Origin of the sequence: Acinetobacter sp. yr461, assembly GCF_900110445.1 — a bacterium.
GTDB lineage: Bacteria > Pseudomonadota > Gammaproteobacteria > Pseudomonadales > Moraxellaceae > Acinetobacter > Acinetobacter calcoaceticus.
Map to the genome: position 1 here is coordinate 260,808 of NZ_FODU01000001.1, position 15,297 is coordinate 276,104.

The following is a 15,297-nucleotide window of genomic DNA, read 5'->3' on the forward strand; positions in this document are numbered from 1 at the left end:
TTATTTTGTCTTTTATATCGGTTTTATTGCTGAGTTAATAATGAAAAAATAATTCTATAATTCAGATTAAAACATCAGATTAATTTGTTTTTGTATTGTGTGAATAATCATTATTTTGTTTCTGTTATTAAAATTCAGGAATTATTAAGTGAGCACACAAGAACTCGATCATAACCACCGTTATGAAATTAAATCTCCCGATGATGTTTCACAATTAATTTCCAAGTTTGCAGGGAAGGGGAAGTCTAATAAAGTCATTTGGTTGGCGCTAATTGGCGTGTTTATTGATGCTTATGATTTAACAACACTCTCTTTCGGTATTGAGCAAGTCATCTCAGAGTTTTCTTTAAGTCCCGTTATGACGGGTGTGGTGGCTTCAGCAATTGTCTGTGGAACCATTGTTGGTAATTTAATTGGCGGTTGGCTGACTGATAAAATTGGCCGTTATCGGGTCTTTATGGCGGACATGGTGCTGTTCGTCATTGCGGCAATTGTCGCTGGTTTTGCACCAAATGTTTGGGTTTTAATTTTAGCCAGATTTATTATGGGAATTAGTGTGGGGATCGATTTACCCGTCGCAATGTCCTACTTATCTGAATTTTCCAAATTTAACGGAAGTAGCAATAAAGCAGCCCGTCTAGCGGCATGGTGCCCAATGTGGTATGCGGCTTCTTCTGTCTGCTTTGGTCTGGTTTTAGCGCTTTATTTTCTTTTACCACCTGAACATAGCAACTGGTTATGGCGAGCATCGTTAATTTTTGGAGCAGTGCCTGCGCTACTCATTATTTTCATTCGCGGTAAATATTTAACCGAGTCACCAATCTGGCTTGCCAACCAAGGTGATTTAAAAGGGGCAGCTAAAGTTTTACAAGAGTCCTATGCAATTAATGCAGTCGCCACAGTCGAAAAAGTAGAAAAAACAGCTGAAAAGAAAAAGCGTGAGGGTTTTGCGGTTTTATTTAATAAAACTTATTTGCCAAGAACGATTGTGGCCATTGTGATTCATATTTCGGTGGCGTTTCAGTACACCACTATTGCCTTCTTTTTACCTTCTATTTTGACAAGGTTCTTTCATACAGATGTTTTGACGACCATTACTACAACGCTCGGACTCAATTTACTGTTTGCATTTACGGGCGGACTATTAGGTGTATTTGTTGCCAGCAGATTTAAATCTCGTCATGTGTTGCTTACAGGCTTTTTACTTCAGTTTATTGCCCTCATTGCATTGGCATTAATTGGTGAACCCGGTAATAGTTTTTTACTCTACACCGCAATTGGCATGCTCGGTTTGTGGCTTTTTGCTGAAGGCTTTGGTCCAGGGGCACAAATGATGGTTTATCCAACCATGGCTTATCCTGCTTCAATCCGTGGCGTTGGTGTTGGCTTTAACCGTGCGGTAACTGGTGTTGCTCAGGCGATTGCTTTGTTTGTTTTACCAATCTGGATGGCGGGTTATAAAACGGATGTTTATCTGATTATTTCTATCTTTGCATTTATTCCTTTAATTGTGATTGGATTACTGATTAAGTTTGAGCCTACTGCCCAAGATGTCGATGTTGTTGATGAAAACAGTCCAGAAATTCCACTCAATAATTCACCTGTAATTGATTAGTTAAATCTAAATCTTTAGATAAAAATAAAGGTCAACATGTGTTGGCCTTTGTTTTAAGAGTTAGAAGTAATAAGCAAAAATCACAAACGCTTTTTTATTCCATTTATCATTGATTCCACCAGCTGCCAGACCTTCACTGTCTCCTAGGTATGGGTCGTGTTTGCCCATCAGCAACTCTGCTTGTACCGTCAGTTTTTGATAGTTAAACGCAATGCCAGGAATAAAACGGGTTGAGTCTTTAAAGCCATCTTGTTCTTTTCGATAAGAACTATAGTTTAGGTAAGGACGAACAGAGGTAATTGGGCCAAACTGCTGAGGAAATAAATAGCTCAGTTCGGCTGAATAAATCTGACCTTTGGTTGCCGAGTTAAATGAATAATCGAAACCGCCCAAAGTAAGATGGTCCTTATATTGGGTGTCGGCATTATCAATGTCTTGATAACCGGCCAAAAGCTGCAAATTCCATTGGTTATAATTGGTATTGCTAAAAACTGAATAGACTTGGCGGTCGCCATCTTGGCCTGAGAGTTTGTTTTCAATGGTGGAATACCAAGCAGAGGCACCAAGTTGGGTAGAGAAATTTTCTTGCCCTAAAACGTTCTTAAAGGTGTGAGCACCGCGAATAACAATCGAGTTCTTTTCTTTGGTATTGGTGCCTTGCGGTACAGAGTCATCCGCATTGACAGGGTTGATACTAAATCGACTCGAGTCTTTGCTTTTACCTCTATAGGTGCCACCATCGGTAGGATAAAAGGCGAGTTGTGCTTCATTGATTCCATCATTGAAATCATATTTCACCCCAAGGTTGTGCACATCTTCCCAACCTGCACTATTGGCAATGCCTAAATAATAAGTATTTCCCCAAAAGCGACCTAAGCCAAAAGGAACAGGGTTTAAGCCAACAATAATTTTACTGTTGTCATTAATTTTATAACCCATCCATGCATCGGTCAGCCAATTGGCATCGCCTAAACGTCCATAATACTCATAGATCCGATAATCTAAACGACCAATCCATTTGGGTGAGTTGTAGTCTAACCATAATACGGCATCATTAAAGGAAAATTTGCTAGTCGTTGGATCAGAGTCAAAATCATAAACATATTTAGCCCGAACAGTACCACTCACTTTAAGTTGGCCTTCTTCAGCATTACCAAAAGTAAGGGCTGCATGACTTGAAAGGCTGAATGTAATTAAAGTCGTTGCGATGAATATTTTTTTGAAAATTGTGGGATGTTTAAACAAGGGGCTATTTCTCCTCTTAAAAAATAAAAATTAAATTTGCGTCATGTATAAACCAGAAAAAGATTTGTCCAAATCTCAATATTTGCAGAAGATTAAAGATAAAAAGATAATAAAATCTGTACTTTATATAAAAGAATGAAAATTAATTAGATGCAAAACTCTGGTTGCGATAAGCAAAAACAAAAATGATGAAATGGATAGGATAAAATAATTAGAGGGTGTGTGTCAGGTGTTCATCATCATGTATTTTTTAAATATCGTTTTTAATTATTGATATATAAGTATTTTAATTTTACCTCTAACCTGTAAGTTTGTTTGATATTTGTTTTTTACCAAAAGATAAAAACTTATAAGGAAAAGTTATTTATAAAAACCTGATAAGCAACTCATATTTTTTTATTTTTCATTATAAAGCCGGCTGCATACCATGAGCTTATATTATTGAAAGATCATGAAATTATGAGCACAAAGACCAAACCGTTGATTATCACGGCAATTGTGGTTGTAGCAATTGTTGCATTTATCGTATGGCAAAATAAGAAAGACAATAATACAAGTGCATCAGTTCGTGACAGCAAACCTGTTGTTATTGCTTATCAAACAGGGGTTGACCCAAGCAAAGTTGCGCAGGCCAATGGAGACTATGAAAAACACAGCCAGCGGACTATCCAATGGAAAAAATTTGATGCAGGTTCGGACGTTGTAAATGCACTCGCTTCAGGCGATGTTGTGCTTGGTAATATCGGATCAAGCCCACTTGCTGCTGCGGCAAGCCGTGATTTACCAATAGAAGTATTTTTAATTACTTCAAAACTTGGTGCATCTGAAGCCTTAGTGGTGAACAATAAATCAGGCATTAAAACCCCTCAAGATTTAATTGGTAAAACCATTGCTGTACCTTTTGTTTCGACCACGCATTACAGCCTATTGTCTGCGCTTAAACATTGGAACATTCCAGAAGACAAAGTAAAAATTGTTAACTTGCGTCCACCAGAAATTTCAGCTGCTTGGGAGCGTGGCGATATTGATGCTGCATATGTGTGGGAACCTGCTTTAAGTAAAGCTAAAGCATCTGGCACGGTCTTAACAGACTCAAAACAAGTAGGTGAATGGGGTGCTCCAACCTATGACTTATGGGTCGTACGTAAAGATTTTGCAGAGAAAAATCCTGATTTCTTAAAAGCTTTTGTACAAACCACACTTGAGCAACTCGAAAAATATAATCAAGACCCAGCTGCTTACGTTAAAGATGCTGATAATGTGCAAAAAATTGCGCAGTTAACAGGTTCTGATGCAAAAGATATCCCGCTTTTATTAAGTGGAAACATCTACCTTGACCACGCTCAACAAAAACAAACCTTAGATGGCGACTTTGCGCAAAATATCTTTGATACTGCGAAATTCTTAAAAGGTCAGGGTAAAGTCGACCAACTTAAAGCCGATTATAAAGGCAATGTGAACTCTTCATTTTTGCAGCCTTAAGGAGTTGTCATGAGTGTATTAGAAGCCAAACATATTCATCTGACTTTTCCTAAACAGCAGAAGCCAGTTTTACAAGACATTAACCTTAAAATTGAAGAAGGTTCTTTAACCGTCATTTTAGGAGAGTCGGGTTGTGGTAAAACAACTTTGCTTAATATCTTGGCAGGTTTTCAAAAGCCGAGTTCAGGCGATGTGCTTGTAAATCATGAAGTGATAAATGGACCAGATGTAACACGCGCTGTGGTGTTTCAGGATCATGCCTTACTTCCTTGGTTGAACGTTGCAGATAATGTTGGCTTCGCTTTGCAGTTAAAAGGTTTAAAGCGTGGGGATATCGAAGCGCAAGTCACCGCAATTTTAAAAATTGTAGGTTTAAGTCACGTTGAAAAAGCCAATATCTGGGAACTTTCCGGCGGTATGAAACAACGTGTGGGTATTGCCAGAGCTTTGATTAGTCACGCGCCATTTATTTTGTTAGATGAACCTTTTGCCGCATTAGATGCTTTTACTCGTGAAAACATGCAGCAGTTAGTGCTCGATTTATGGATTCAACAAAATAAAAGCTTCTTTTTAATTACTCATGACATTGAAGAAGCATTGTTGCTGAGCAATCAGTTGGTACTGATGACCGCGCATCCGGGCAAAATCGTAGAAACTCTACATCTCGATTTTGCTAAACGATATCGTGAGGGCGAGTCTATTCGCTCGATTAAATCTGATCCTCAATTTATTCAGCTTAGAGAACAGCTATTTGAAAGTTTAAGGGCACAAAAACAAAGCGGTAAGGAGGCGTTAACCACATGAGCACTAAAGATAACGTCTATGAATATGACAAAGCAGGGCTAAAACTTAAGCCAGATGTGCAAACAGAAAATCCTTCATTTTTATCGACATTTTTTGAAAAGCATCGAACTTTGGCAGTGAGCTTTATTAGTGTTGCAAGTGTAGTTGCGCTCTGGTTTCTCATTACAGCTTTGCATGTCGTTCCTGAGCTATTTTTACCAAGCCCACAGGCGGTATGGCAAAAATTTATATCAGTGAGCCAACAAGGCTTTATGAAAGCTACTTTGTGGCAACACTTGGCAGCCAGCATCTCGCGTGTGTTTTTAGCGCTGATTGCTGCCGTAGTGATTGGTGTTCCGCTAGGTTTATGGATGGGACTAAACAAATGGGTTCGTGCTGTCCTAGATCCTTTGGTTGAATTATTACGTCCAATCCCACCGTTAGCTTATTTGCCTTTACTTGTAATTTGGTTCGGTATCGGCGAAACCACAAAAGTCCTTTTGATTTTCTTATCAATATTAGCACCCGTCATTATTAGTAGTGCGCATGGTGTGTTGAGCCATCAGCTTAATCGTGAGCGTGCTGCCTTGTCGCTCGGGGCAAGTCAGGCACAAGTCTTTTGGCATGTCATTTTGCCAACGGCTTTACCTCATATTATTACCGGTATTCGTATTGGTCTTGGAGTGGGTTGGTCAACATTGGTTGCAGCGGAGTTGGTTGCAGCGGACCGTGGTATTGGTTTTATGGTGCAGTCGGCCGCACAGTTCTTAATTACCGATACGGTGATTCTGGGCATTATTGTGATCGCGATTGTCGCAGTTAGTTTTGAGCTGTTTTTACGTTGGTTACAAAAACAGTTTTCTCCTTGGTATGGTCAGCAGTTGTAGTAAAGAAGATGAATACAGTAGTAGCAAACTTAAATATTGAAGTGATCAAGCCTACCATTGGCGCAATTATTCACGATATTGATTTGAATGCGTTAAATGAAAAGACGACGCAACAAATTCAGCAGGCTTTGCTTGATCATCAGGTCATTTTTTTTCGAAAGCAACAATTAGCGCCTCAAGCACAAGCAGATTTAGCACGTAGTTTTGGCACCTTACATGTGCACCCGATTTATCCTTCAATTGAAGATGTACCTGAAGTCATGGTGCTCGACAGTTGGAAACAAGACCTGCGTGACAATGAACTTTGGCACACAGATGTCACCTTTAGCAAAAATCCGCCATTAGGGTGTGTGTTGCAAGCCATTAAAATTCCAACTGTAGGCGGAGATACATTATGGTCGAGCAATATTGCAGCTTTCAAAGGACTTCCGCTTGAGTTACAGCAAAAATTACGTGGCTTAACTGCGACGCATGATATTCGTAAATCTTTTCCACTTGAACGTTTTGCTCATAACGAAGAAGAACGTGAAAAGCTTTTGCAAACCTTTAAACGTAACCCACCAGTGGTTCATCCCGTTGTGCGTACCCATCCGGTCACAGGTGAGCCTTTGTTGTTTGTTAGTGAAGGCTTTACCACTCGAATTAATGAGTTAGCAGAAGACGAAAGTGAGCAGTTACTTAATTTCTTGTTCGAACATGCGACTCAAGAACAGTTTCATTTGCGTTGGAAGTGGCAAGATGGTGATGTCGCGATTTGGGATAATCGTTGCACACAACATAAAGCATTATTTGATTATGGCGATGCACATCGTATTATGCACCGCGCAACCATTAATGGTGATGTGCCATTTTATAAAGAAGAACAACAGCCAGAGTTAGCCGAGGTTTAATTCTTTTAATTTCTCTTTGTTTTAATTCCAACGCAGTGTTTTGAGTTGGAATTGAAACAATAACTCTTTAGCGCATTCCAAAACCTGACAATATGCCTGTGTAGTGCTTTGCAGGAGGTAAGGCCCAATCTCCAACTTTACTGGTTTTTAACTTTAACTGAACTAACATTTCAGCTTGTTTAACGGCTGTTGTTACGCCGTCAATAACTATTACACCTAACTCATTTTGTAGCTTTAGACATAAGTCACTCATACCTGCACAGCCCAACACAATCGCATCGCTTTTATCTTCTGCTAGTGCTTTTTTGCACTCGTCTCGTACAATTCGATAAGCGTCTGAGTCTGGAAGCTCCAACTCTTCAACTGCGATGTCACAAGCTCGAACGTTTTTACAAAATGGCTGAGCCCCATAGCGATGAACCAGATGCCAACTCATATTCACTGTCCGCTGTAATGTAGTGACTACACTAAACCCAGTACTTACATAACTTGCAGTTCGCATGGCTGCTTCGGCAATCCCAATTACAGGTGCTGAAGTAATTTCACGGGCGGCATAAAGCGCAGGGTCACCAAAACAGGCAATAATATAGGCATCTACATTTAGCTGTTCACCTTGTTGGATTTCCTCCAGCACACCTACTGCACTTAATGCTTCATCATAATAACTTTCAATCGTTGCAGGGCCCATTTGAGGACTGACTGCAATAATTTGAGTATTAGTCCCTGCGACTATCTTTGCAGAAGCAGCAATTTTGTCTGTCATACTTTGAGTGGTATTGGGGTTAATAATTTTAATTTTCATTGTACTTATACCTTGGTCATTACAGATTTAGCATGAGTAAGCGGTTGGTTAAGAAATCGGTAAATCACAAAACCAAGCCCCATGCCAATAAACCAAGTGAAATTAGCAAGCGCAGACAATTGAGGTAAAAGCACGCACAAAACAGGAATTAATGAAGCTGGAATTAAGGCATAAAAAGCAGAACGGTTATAACCATTTTTGTACCAATACAAACCCTTAGGGTCTAAGGTATATAAGTCATCTACTACGATTTTTTGTTTTTTCACGAAGTAAAAATCAGCTAGCAATACGCCAAAAAGTGGGCCGATAAATGCACCTAAAATATCAATGGTGTAGTGAATCACTTGAGGATTATTAAACAGATTCCATGGAGTGATGAAAATTGAACCTACTGCTGCAATCATTCCACCCATACGCCAGCTAATTTTGCTCGGTGAAACATTCGAAAAATCAAAGGCAGGCGAAACAAAGTTAGCGACAATATTAATCCCGATGGTCGCAATCATTAAGGTCAAGCTGCCTAAAATGACTACAAAAGTGTTATCCAATTTGCCAACCATTTCGACAGGGTCGGTAATGAGTTTGCCGTAAACAGGTAGCGTTGCTGCAATACAAACCACAGTAAGTAAAGAAAAGCCTAGAAAGTTAATCGGTAGTCCAAGAAAGTTACCCATTTTAATCGCACTAAAACTTTTGCCGTAACGAGCGAAGTCGCCAAAGTTCAGCATAGGCCCTGAAAAATATGAAACAACAAGCGCAATAGCACCAATCATGACAGGTACAACCGCGAAACCGTCGTATTGAACACCACTTAAGTTTAAATCAATATTTTGCCATCCGGCTTTCCAGATGAGCCATACTGCCATGGCAAACATCACAACGTAGACCGCGGGACCAGCCCAGTCTATGAACTTACGAATGCTGTCCATGCCAGACCAAAAAACAATAGCTTGTAGTAGCCAAAGCAGCATGAAGCCGATCCATCCTAAAAAGGAAAGCCCAAGAAAGCCATAAGTTGAAACATCGGCATAGACTGTCCATTCAGGAAAGAACTTTAAAATGACTAATAAGAATGCACTTGAGGCTAAATAGGTTTGGATGCCATACCATGCGACAGCAATCAGACCACGAATAACGGCAGGAATATTTGCACCAAGCACACCGAAAGTGGCACGACAAATAACAGGATAGGGAGTACCAGTTTGTTGGCTAGACTTGGCAATCAGATTTGTAAAAAACTGAACAATTGCAATACCGATGAGTAAAGATAAAAGTACCTGCCAGCTATTCAGCCCAAGTGCAAAAAGGCTTCCAGCCATAACATAACCACCGACACTATGAACGTCAGACATCCAGAAGGCAAAAATATTGTAAGCACCCCATGTTTGCTTTTTTAAAGGGGCTAAGTCTTGATTTGTCAGTTTTGCATCATAAGAAGGTTTAATTATTGCTTCGCTATTATTCATCTTGAACGCTCACTTCCCTAAGATGGTGGGTACTTTCAGCAGCTTTGAACTTCTGTCTAAAAGAATGAAATTAAGATTGTGTGCAATTTGATATATGGATTGTGCACAATCTTAACTGAGCAAAAGTTATGCCAAATTCCGAAATCAAAGCTTGTGAGTTTTTCATTCAACTCGTAGTTTAAGTATTGAGAGGTAAATTAATGCAAGTTAGTCTGCTTAATCTGTTATAAAAAAATGAGTAAATTTAAAGGAATGGAAGAATCTTATAATGTTAAATCTTGAATAGATCTTCCAGCATAGATATTGTTCTTATGAGAGAAATATTTCCAAATAGTTAAGTTGGACATACACTGTTCAAATTAAATAATGTTTTAAAAAAGAGGGGGCGTTAATAAAAATGGAGAAATCAATGCCATCGAATGCACCAAAAAAAGCTGTAGAAATGAGCAATGATGAAATTGATGACCATATATATAACGCTATTGTAGATGCCATTTTAAATAGGCAACTTACACCTGGAGCACGCTTGGTTGAAGCACCATTATGTGAAGCATTTGGTGTGACACGGGGAGTCTTAAGACGCGTTTTTGTTAAACTCGCCCATGATAGAGTCATCGAAATACAGCCCAATCGTGGGGCACTCATAGCAAAACATAGCCTTGATGAAACAAAAGAGGTCTTTGAAGCACGGAGTATGCTTGAAATCGCCACGGTAAAAAAACTTGCACAAAAGTCTCATCATTTAGATTTTAGTGAGCTTCGAACCTTAGTCGATCAAGAGTCTCATGAGCGTTTAGCTGGGAATTGGGCCGAGTGGATTAAGCTATCAGGTAAATTTCATCTAAAGCTTGTTGAAGCTAATCAAAATACGATTATGACCAGTTATTTGCAGACGCTTATTGCAAGGACTTCGTTATTGATTGGGTTATATGAAATTCCCAAACATAATAATTGTTCGGCAGATGAACATCGTGCAATTTTAAATGCCATTGAGCAAGGCGATGAAAAGCGAGCCACACAACTGATGGAAGAGCATTTAGAACACTACGCGACGACATTTATTGAAGAAAGCAGCGTAGTAACAGCAGAGCAAAATTTATTAAATTTATTTAAAAATAAGAAGATTGAAGCTACTCAAACCAACTAAAAAAAGTGGGCCAATTCTTATGGAAAAGGCCTAACTCACTTATTTTATGGGAGCGATTTGATGTGTTAAAAAATCAATAAATAGTTTTACTTTCTTCGATAAAATTTTACGGTTTGGCCATGTCACATATAAGTGAAGTGGCTGACTAGTGTAGTCTTCTAAACATTTCTGTAATTTACCTTCTTTGTAGTAAGGCTCCGCAATAAACTCTGGAAGAAAGACAATACCGTGATCTTTTAGGCACATATCTAATAATAATTCGCCATTATTACAGGTCATCACAGGGAAACAATTAAAGGACACTTCTTTTTGATCTTTTTGGAAAATCAATTTCTTATGACGGCTATCTTGATAATAAATTAAAAATTTATGATCTTTGAGTTCTTCTAAAGAGGCGGGTAATCTATGCTGATTAAAATACTCAGGCGTTGCGTATAAGTAACGTTGATAGGTATTTAATATTTTACTATTTGCCAAATTTGGAGGAGAACCATCTACACGAATTGTTAAATCAAATTTATTATTATTCATGTCTAATAACTGATCTGTCATGAACAAATCAATTTTGATACTGGGATATTTCTCTATAAAGTCTGAAATTATATTTTGAAGAAAAATATTGCTAAAAGACATGGGGGTATTGAGCTTGAGTTCTCCTTCAGGGTACTGCTGATTGTAGCTAATTTCGTAGGCAGCCCATTCAAACTCACTTAAAATAACTTTGCTATGCTGATAAAACTTTTCTCCACAAGAGGTGAGGTTCATCTGTCTTGTGGTTCGGGTTAACAGTGTAGTTTTTAGGTCATTTTCGAGGTAGCAAACGCGTTTGGCAACCAAGTCACGAGAGATATCGAGTGCTCTGGCTGCACTACTAAAATTACCATGTTCTACGACACTTACAAAAGTGGAAATACAGTCTAATCGATCCATGGATAAGCGAAAGTTAAAAAAATATATATCAATGATTAAACTATAAAAATTAAAAAGCAATCATTGTGTTTATTGTATCCGTGCAGGATACAGATTCGTGCTGATTTGCTGTCTATGCTTTTACATTTTTATCTGTTTTGATAGAGACCAGTAAGCAATTTCAATGCATTACTCATAAGGAATAATGGAGTTTACCCATGAATAAATCACTTTTAGAACAACTATCACCAACGAATTGTCAGGTTATTTTTATTGATCACCAGCCACAAATGGCTTTTGGGGTACAGTCAATAGACCGCCAAGTATTAAAAAATAATACAGTAGGTCTCGCAAAAGCGGCTAAAACTTTCAATATTCCTGTCACCATTACTACGGTTGAAACTGAAAGCTTCTCTGGGCATACCTATCCTGAGCTTTTAGATGTATTTCCAGATGCTCCATTATTAGAACGTACATCAATGAATTCATGGGATGACCAAAAAGTACGTGATTCACTTGCAAAAAATAATCGTAAGAAAGTGATTGTTTCAGGTTTATGGACTGAAGTGTGCAATAACACTTTTGCTTTTGGTGCCATGCTTGAAGGCGATTATGAAATTTATATGGTTGCGGATGCTTCTGGTGGTACATCGAAAGAGGCACATGACTATGCTATGCAACGTATGATTCAAGCGGGTGTTGTTCCTGTAACTTGGCAACAAGTATTACTTGAATGGCAACGTGATTGGGCACACCGTGATACGTATGATGCAGTCATGGCAATTGTACGTGAGCATTCTGGTGCTTATGGTATGGGCGTGGACTATGCCTATACAATGGTTCATAAGGCACCTGAACGTACCACATCAAAACACGAAGTACTTGCGCCAGTTCCTGCAAAATAAAATAGTACTTATTTAGGTAAAGACATGTCTAGTATTCAATATTGAAGTGATATTAATACGGATATGCCTTTATTTTTTAGAACGATAATTCACAAGAATGGAGTTCAGAATGACCGAAATAAACCTCATACTTAAAAACGGTAAAATCACCACACTAGATCCTAAAAATCCAGAAGTACAAGCAATTGCTATAGCAGATGGTAAAGTTGTACGCACCGGCACAAATGATGAGATCATGAAGCTGGCAGCAGCGACGAGCAAAGTTGTAGATTTAAATGGTCGTCGCGTTATACCGGGTCTAAATGACAGTCATCTGCATATTATTCGTGGTGGTCTAAACTACAATATGGAGCTGCGTTGGGAAGGTGTGCCATCTGTAGCGGATGCACTACGCTTACTCAAAGAACAGGCAGATAATACACCAGCTCCGCAATGGGTACGTGTGGTTGGTGGTTGGACTGAATTCCAGTTTGCCGAAAAGCGTTTACCGACTTTAGAAGAAATTAATAAAGCCGCTCCTGATACTCCAGTATTTGTTTTACATTTATATGCTAGCGCCTTGTTGAACCGAGCTGCACTTGATGTATTGGGCTTTAATAAAGACACGCCAGACCCGCCCGGCGGCAAGATTGTACGAGATGAAAAGGGTGAGCCAACGGGTCTATTACTCGCAACTCCATCCGCTATGATTTTATATTCGACCTTGGGCAAAGCACCGAAATTGCCAGTTGAAGACCAAGTCAATTCAACTCGTCATTTCATGCGTGAACTAAATCGATTAGGTATTACTTCTGCAATCGATGCGGGTGGCGGTGGGCAAAACTATCCTGAAGATTATGATGTGATTAAGCAATTGCATGATCAAAATCAAATGACAGTGCGAATTGCTTACAACTTATTTGCTCAAAAGGCGGGTCAAGAACTTGATGATTATCGTCGCTGGACAGAAATGACATTCCCAGGCGATGGTGATGAACTATTTAGAATGAATGGAGCGGGTGAGAACCTGACTTGGTCGGCGGGCGACTTTGAAGATTTCTATGAGCCGCGTCCAGATTTACCAGAAAAAATGGAAGGTGAACTCGAAGCCATTGTAGAGCATTTATCTGAAAAGAAATGGCCATTTCGTATTCATGCAACCTATGATGAAAGTATTAATCGATTACTCAATGTCTTTGAACGGGTAAATGCCAAACAGCCATTTGCAACCCGATTTATTATTGACCATGCTGAAACCGTATCTGAACGTAATATTGAGCGTATTGGTGCATTGGGTGGTGGTATTGCCATTCAACACCGTATGGCATATCAAGGTGAGATTTTCGTAAAACGCTATGGTGCAGAAGCCGCTCAAGCAACGCCACCAGTTAAGAAAATGCTAGAACTAGGTGTTCCTGTAGGTGCAGGAACAGATGCAACACGTGTTGCATCTTATAACCCTTGGGTGTGTTTATATTGGCTGAGCACAGGTAAAACCGTTGGTGGTTTACCTTTGTATGATGAAAAAAATCTGTTAGATCGCCAAACAGCGCTTCTGCTCTGGACCAAAGGTTCTGCATGGTTTTCAGGTGAAAAAGATGTCAAAGGCTCATTAACAGCAGGGGAACTTGCTGATTTGGTTGTATTGTCAGATGACTACTTTAAAGTTGAAGCAGATGATATTCAGTGGATTGAATCTGTACTCACTGTTTTGGGTGGCAAAGTGGTATATGCCGGAGCAGAGTTTAAGCAAGATGATCCGCCGTTACCACCAGCATCTCCAACATGGTCGCCAGTAAAACGCTTTGGTGGACAATGGCGTTTATCTGAAAACCGTAACGCACCTTCAAATCAGTCTTTACAGTCAGAAAGCGCGCTTTGTGCATGTGCTAGCAGTTGTGGCATGCATGGACATAGCCACTCATGGATGCTTGATGTTCCGGTAAATGATAAAGATAAAAAATCTTTCTGGGGCGCACTAGGGTGTTCTTGTTTCGCATTTTAAATAAAACAGTATGGGAGCCTGCCGCTTTAAATGGCTTGGTTCTCTAAGGTATGTACCATGAAAATGTACTTATTATCTTTGGCTGTAGGGTTGCTCGTTGGTGTCTTATATTATGTTTTAAATGTGAAGTCGCCAGCTCCACCTCTTGTTGCATTAGTTGGTTTATTAGGCATGGTGATAGGAGAACAACTTCTTCCTTTTATTAAGTCCTATTTTTAACCGTTTTCATTTAACAAAAAAGCTAAATGGTATTGCGCCATTTAGCTTTTTATATTTATGAGAATCTTAAATTATTTTACTCGTTGACCTTGTTCATTAATGATCACTTCACCATCTTCTTTTGCAAAAAAGCCTAAGTTTTCTGAATCTAAAATATCAAGGACAATTTCAGAAGGGCGGCACAGACGAGTACCCTTTGATGTCACCACAAACGGACGATTGATTAAAATTGGGTACTGAATCATAAAATTAATTAATTGTTCATCTGTCCAGCGGTCTTGTTCCAAATCTAAATCTTTATATGGATCAACATTTTTACGAATTGCATCGCGAACAGTTAATCCAGCATGTGAAATGAGTTGAGTAAGCTCATCTTTACTAGGAGGTGTCTGTAAATATTCAATAACAATGGGTTCAATCCCAGCGTGACGAATAAGTGCCAGCGTATTACGTGAGGTTCCGCAAGCAGGGTTATGGTAAATCTTCACTAGCTCAGTCATGACAAATTTATCGCCAAATTAAGATATTGCATTTATATATGGATATCCGTATATTTGCAATAACGAATATGAACTGTTGCTGACATGATTACTCAAGTCGATTTTTTTAAATGTCTTTCGGACCCTACTCGGTTAAATATTCTTAAATTAGTTTTAAACAAACAAAACATATGTGTCTGTGAGCTAACTGAACAACTAGATTTAAGCCAACCGAAAATTTCTAGACATTTAGCTCTACTGCGTACCCATGGCGTATTACTTGATGAAAGAAAAGGACAGTGGGTTTATTACAGCTTAAATCCAGTTTTACCTATATGGGCGTTGGATATTTTAAAAGTTATAGAAAAGCATCAAGACGGAACTATGGTCCAACAACTGGATCAACCTTTATCAATAGCGACTTGCTGTGATTAAGGTTTGAAAAACTTTATTTGAAAAATGTTTGCTTGTTTAAGTTATGGGA

15 protein-coding genes are annotated in these 15,297 nt (G+C 39.0%); 10 read left to right on the plus strand and 5 right to left on the minus strand.

The window, feature by feature from the left end:
• The first annotated feature begins 148 nt into the window (after nucleotides 1-148).
• Entirely contained in the window at nucleotides 149-1,615 is a 1,467-nt protein-coding gene (locus tag BMW38_RS01255; protein WP_092705515.1) for an MFS transporter, read from the plus strand.
• 60 nt (nucleotides 1,616-1,675) lie between these two features.
• On the opposite strand, the gene BMW38_RS01260 is transcribed toward BMW38_RS01255, so the two are convergent.
• Nucleotides 1,676-2,860: a hypothetical protein gene (locus BMW38_RS01260; RefSeq protein WP_092705516.1), complete on the minus strand. Its 1,185-nt coding sequence runs from the start codon at nucleotides 2,858-2,860 to the stop codon at nucleotides 1,676-1,678.
• Nucleotides 2,861-3,301: 441 nt separating this feature from the next.
• Here BMW38_RS01260 and tauA point away from each other — a divergent pair, with 441 nt between their 5' ends.
• The 4 genes from tauA to tauD are packed head-to-tail and all read left to right on the plus strand — an operon-like array spanning nucleotide 3,302 to nucleotide 6,902.
• Nucleotides 3,302-4,342, plus strand: coding sequence for a taurine ABC transporter substrate-binding protein (gene tauA, locus BMW38_RS01265; protein ID WP_092705517.1), 1,041 nt, complete (start codon nucleotides 3,302-3,304; stop codon nucleotides 4,340-4,342).
• Nucleotides 4,343-4,351: 9 nt separating this feature from the next.
• Nucleotides 4,352-5,146 (plus strand): taurine ABC transporter ATP-binding protein, encoded by a 795-nt coding sequence (locus tag BMW38_RS01270; RefSeq protein ID WP_092705518.1) that lies wholly within the window; start codon nucleotides 4,352-4,354, stop codon nucleotides 5,144-5,146.
• Complete coding sequence (gene tauC / locus BMW38_RS01275; protein WP_092705519.1) at nucleotides 5,143-6,012, plus strand: taurine ABC transporter permease TauC; 870 nt, start codon at nucleotides 5,143-5,145, stop codon at nucleotides 6,010-6,012. Before BMW38_RS01270 ends, tauC begins: the two co-directional genes overlap by 4 nt.
• A gap of 8 nt (nucleotides 6,013-6,020) precedes the next feature.
• Entirely contained in the window at nucleotides 6,021-6,902 is an 882-nt protein-coding gene (tauD, locus tag BMW38_RS01280) for a taurine dioxygenase (protein WP_092705520.1), read from the plus strand.
• Nucleotides 6,903-6,969: 67 nt separating this feature from the next.
• Here tauD and BMW38_RS01285 read toward each other — a convergent pair whose 3' ends face one another.
• Nucleotides 6,970-7,704, minus strand: coding sequence for an aspartate/glutamate racemase family protein (locus BMW38_RS01285; protein WP_092705521.1), 735 nt, complete (start codon nucleotides 7,702-7,704; stop codon nucleotides 6,970-6,972).
• 5 nt (nucleotides 7,705-7,709) lie between these two features.
• The gene (locus tag BMW38_RS01290) at nucleotides 7,710-9,170 is read right to left on the minus strand and encodes an NCS1 family nucleobase:cation symporter-1 (RefSeq protein ID WP_092705522.1); all 1,461 of its coding nucleotides are present in this window, start codon (nucleotides 9,168-9,170) and stop codon (nucleotides 7,710-7,712) included.
• A 397-nt stretch (nucleotides 9,171-9,567) separates the two neighbouring features.
• On the opposite strand from BMW38_RS01290, the gene BMW38_RS01295 reads away from it, so the two are divergent.
• Nucleotides 9,568-10,317: a GntR family transcriptional regulator gene (locus BMW38_RS01295; protein WP_092705523.1), complete on the plus strand. Its 750-nt coding sequence runs from the start codon at nucleotides 9,568-9,570 to the stop codon at nucleotides 10,315-10,317.
• Nucleotides 10,318-10,356: 39 nt separating this feature from the next.
• Here the strand turns inward: BMW38_RS01295 and BMW38_RS01300 are convergent, their stop codons facing one another.
• A complete protein-coding gene (locus BMW38_RS01300) occupies nucleotides 10,357-11,247 on the minus strand; it encodes a LysR family transcriptional regulator (RefSeq protein ID WP_092705524.1) in 891 nt (296 codons plus the stop codon).
• Nucleotides 11,248-11,444: 197 nt separating this feature from the next.
• Here BMW38_RS01300 and BMW38_RS01305 point away from each other — a divergent pair, with 197 nt between their 5' ends.
• From BMW38_RS01305 to BMW38_RS01315, 3 genes are all read left to right on the plus strand, one after another.
• Entirely contained in the window at nucleotides 11,445-12,131 is a 687-nt protein-coding gene (locus BMW38_RS01305; protein WP_001043290.1) for a hydrolase, read from the plus strand.
• A 109-nt stretch (nucleotides 12,132-12,240) separates the two neighbouring features.
• A complete protein-coding gene (locus BMW38_RS01310; protein WP_092705525.1) occupies nucleotides 12,241-14,115 on the plus strand; it encodes an amidohydrolase in 1,875 nt (624 codons plus the stop codon).
• A gap of 57 nt (nucleotides 14,116-14,172) precedes the next feature.
• A complete protein-coding gene (locus BMW38_RS01315; RefSeq protein WP_000784879.1) occupies nucleotides 14,173-14,334 on the plus strand; it encodes a DUF1427 family protein in 162 nt (53 codons plus the stop codon).
• Between the two features lie 71 nt (nucleotides 14,335-14,405).
• Here the strand turns inward: BMW38_RS01315 and arsC are convergent, their stop codons facing one another.
• Nucleotides 14,406-14,834: an arsenate reductase (glutaredoxin) gene (arsC, locus tag BMW38_RS01320; RefSeq protein ID WP_092705526.1), complete on the minus strand. Its 429-nt coding sequence runs from the start codon at nucleotides 14,832-14,834 to the stop codon at nucleotides 14,406-14,408.
• Nucleotides 14,835-14,918: 84 nt separating this feature from the next.
• On the opposite strand from arsC, the gene BMW38_RS01325 reads away from it, so the two are divergent.
• Entirely contained in the window at nucleotides 14,919-15,248 is a 330-nt protein-coding gene (locus BMW38_RS01325) for an ArsR/SmtB family transcription factor (RefSeq protein ID WP_092705527.1), read from the plus strand.
• Nucleotides 15,249-15,297: the final 49 nt, after the last annotated feature.

Excerpts from the sequence above, each read along its gene's own strand:
- BMW38_RS01310 (WP_092705525.1), top strand. The coding sequence starts at position 12,241 with ATGACCGAAATAAACCTCATACTTAAAAACGGTAAAATCACCACACTA.
- arsC (WP_092705526.1), bottom strand. The coding sequence starts at position 14,834 with ATGACTGAGCTAGTGAAGATTTACCATAACCCTGCTTGCGGAACCTCA.
- BMW38_RS01325 (WP_092705527.1), top strand. The coding sequence starts at position 14,919 with ATGATTACTCAAGTCGATTTTTTTAAATGTCTTTCGGACCCTACTCGG.
- BMW38_RS01290 (WP_092705522.1), bottom strand. The coding sequence starts at position 9,170 with ATGAATAATAGCGAAGCAATAATTAAACCTTCTTATGATGCAAAACTG.
- BMW38_RS01295 (WP_092705523.1), top strand. The coding sequence starts at position 9,568 with ATGGAGAAATCAATGCCATCGAATGCACCAAAAAAAGCTGTAGAAATG.
- BMW38_RS01285 (WP_092705521.1), bottom strand. The coding sequence starts at position 7,704 with ATGAAAATTAAAATTATTAACCCCAATACCACTCAAAGTATGACAGAC.
- BMW38_RS01270 (WP_092705518.1), top strand. The coding sequence starts at position 4,352 with ATGAGTGTATTAGAAGCCAAACATATTCATCTGACTTTTCCTAAACAG.
- BMW38_RS01300 (WP_092705524.1), bottom strand. The coding sequence starts at position 11,247 with ATGGATCGATTAGACTGTATTTCCACTTTTGTAAGTGTCGTAGAACAT.
- BMW38_RS01315 (WP_000784879.1), top strand. The coding sequence starts at position 14,173 with ATGAAAATGTACTTATTATCTTTGGCTGTAGGGTTGCTCGTTGGTGTC.
- BMW38_RS01305 (WP_001043290.1), top strand. The coding sequence starts at position 11,445 with ATGAATAAATCACTTTTAGAACAACTATCACCAACGAATTGTCAGGTT.
- tauC (WP_092705519.1), top strand. The coding sequence starts at position 5,143 with ATGAGCACTAAAGATAACGTCTATGAATATGACAAAGCAGGGCTAAAA.
- tauD (WP_092705520.1), top strand. The coding sequence starts at position 6,021 with ATGAATACAGTAGTAGCAAACTTAAATATTGAAGTGATCAAGCCTACC.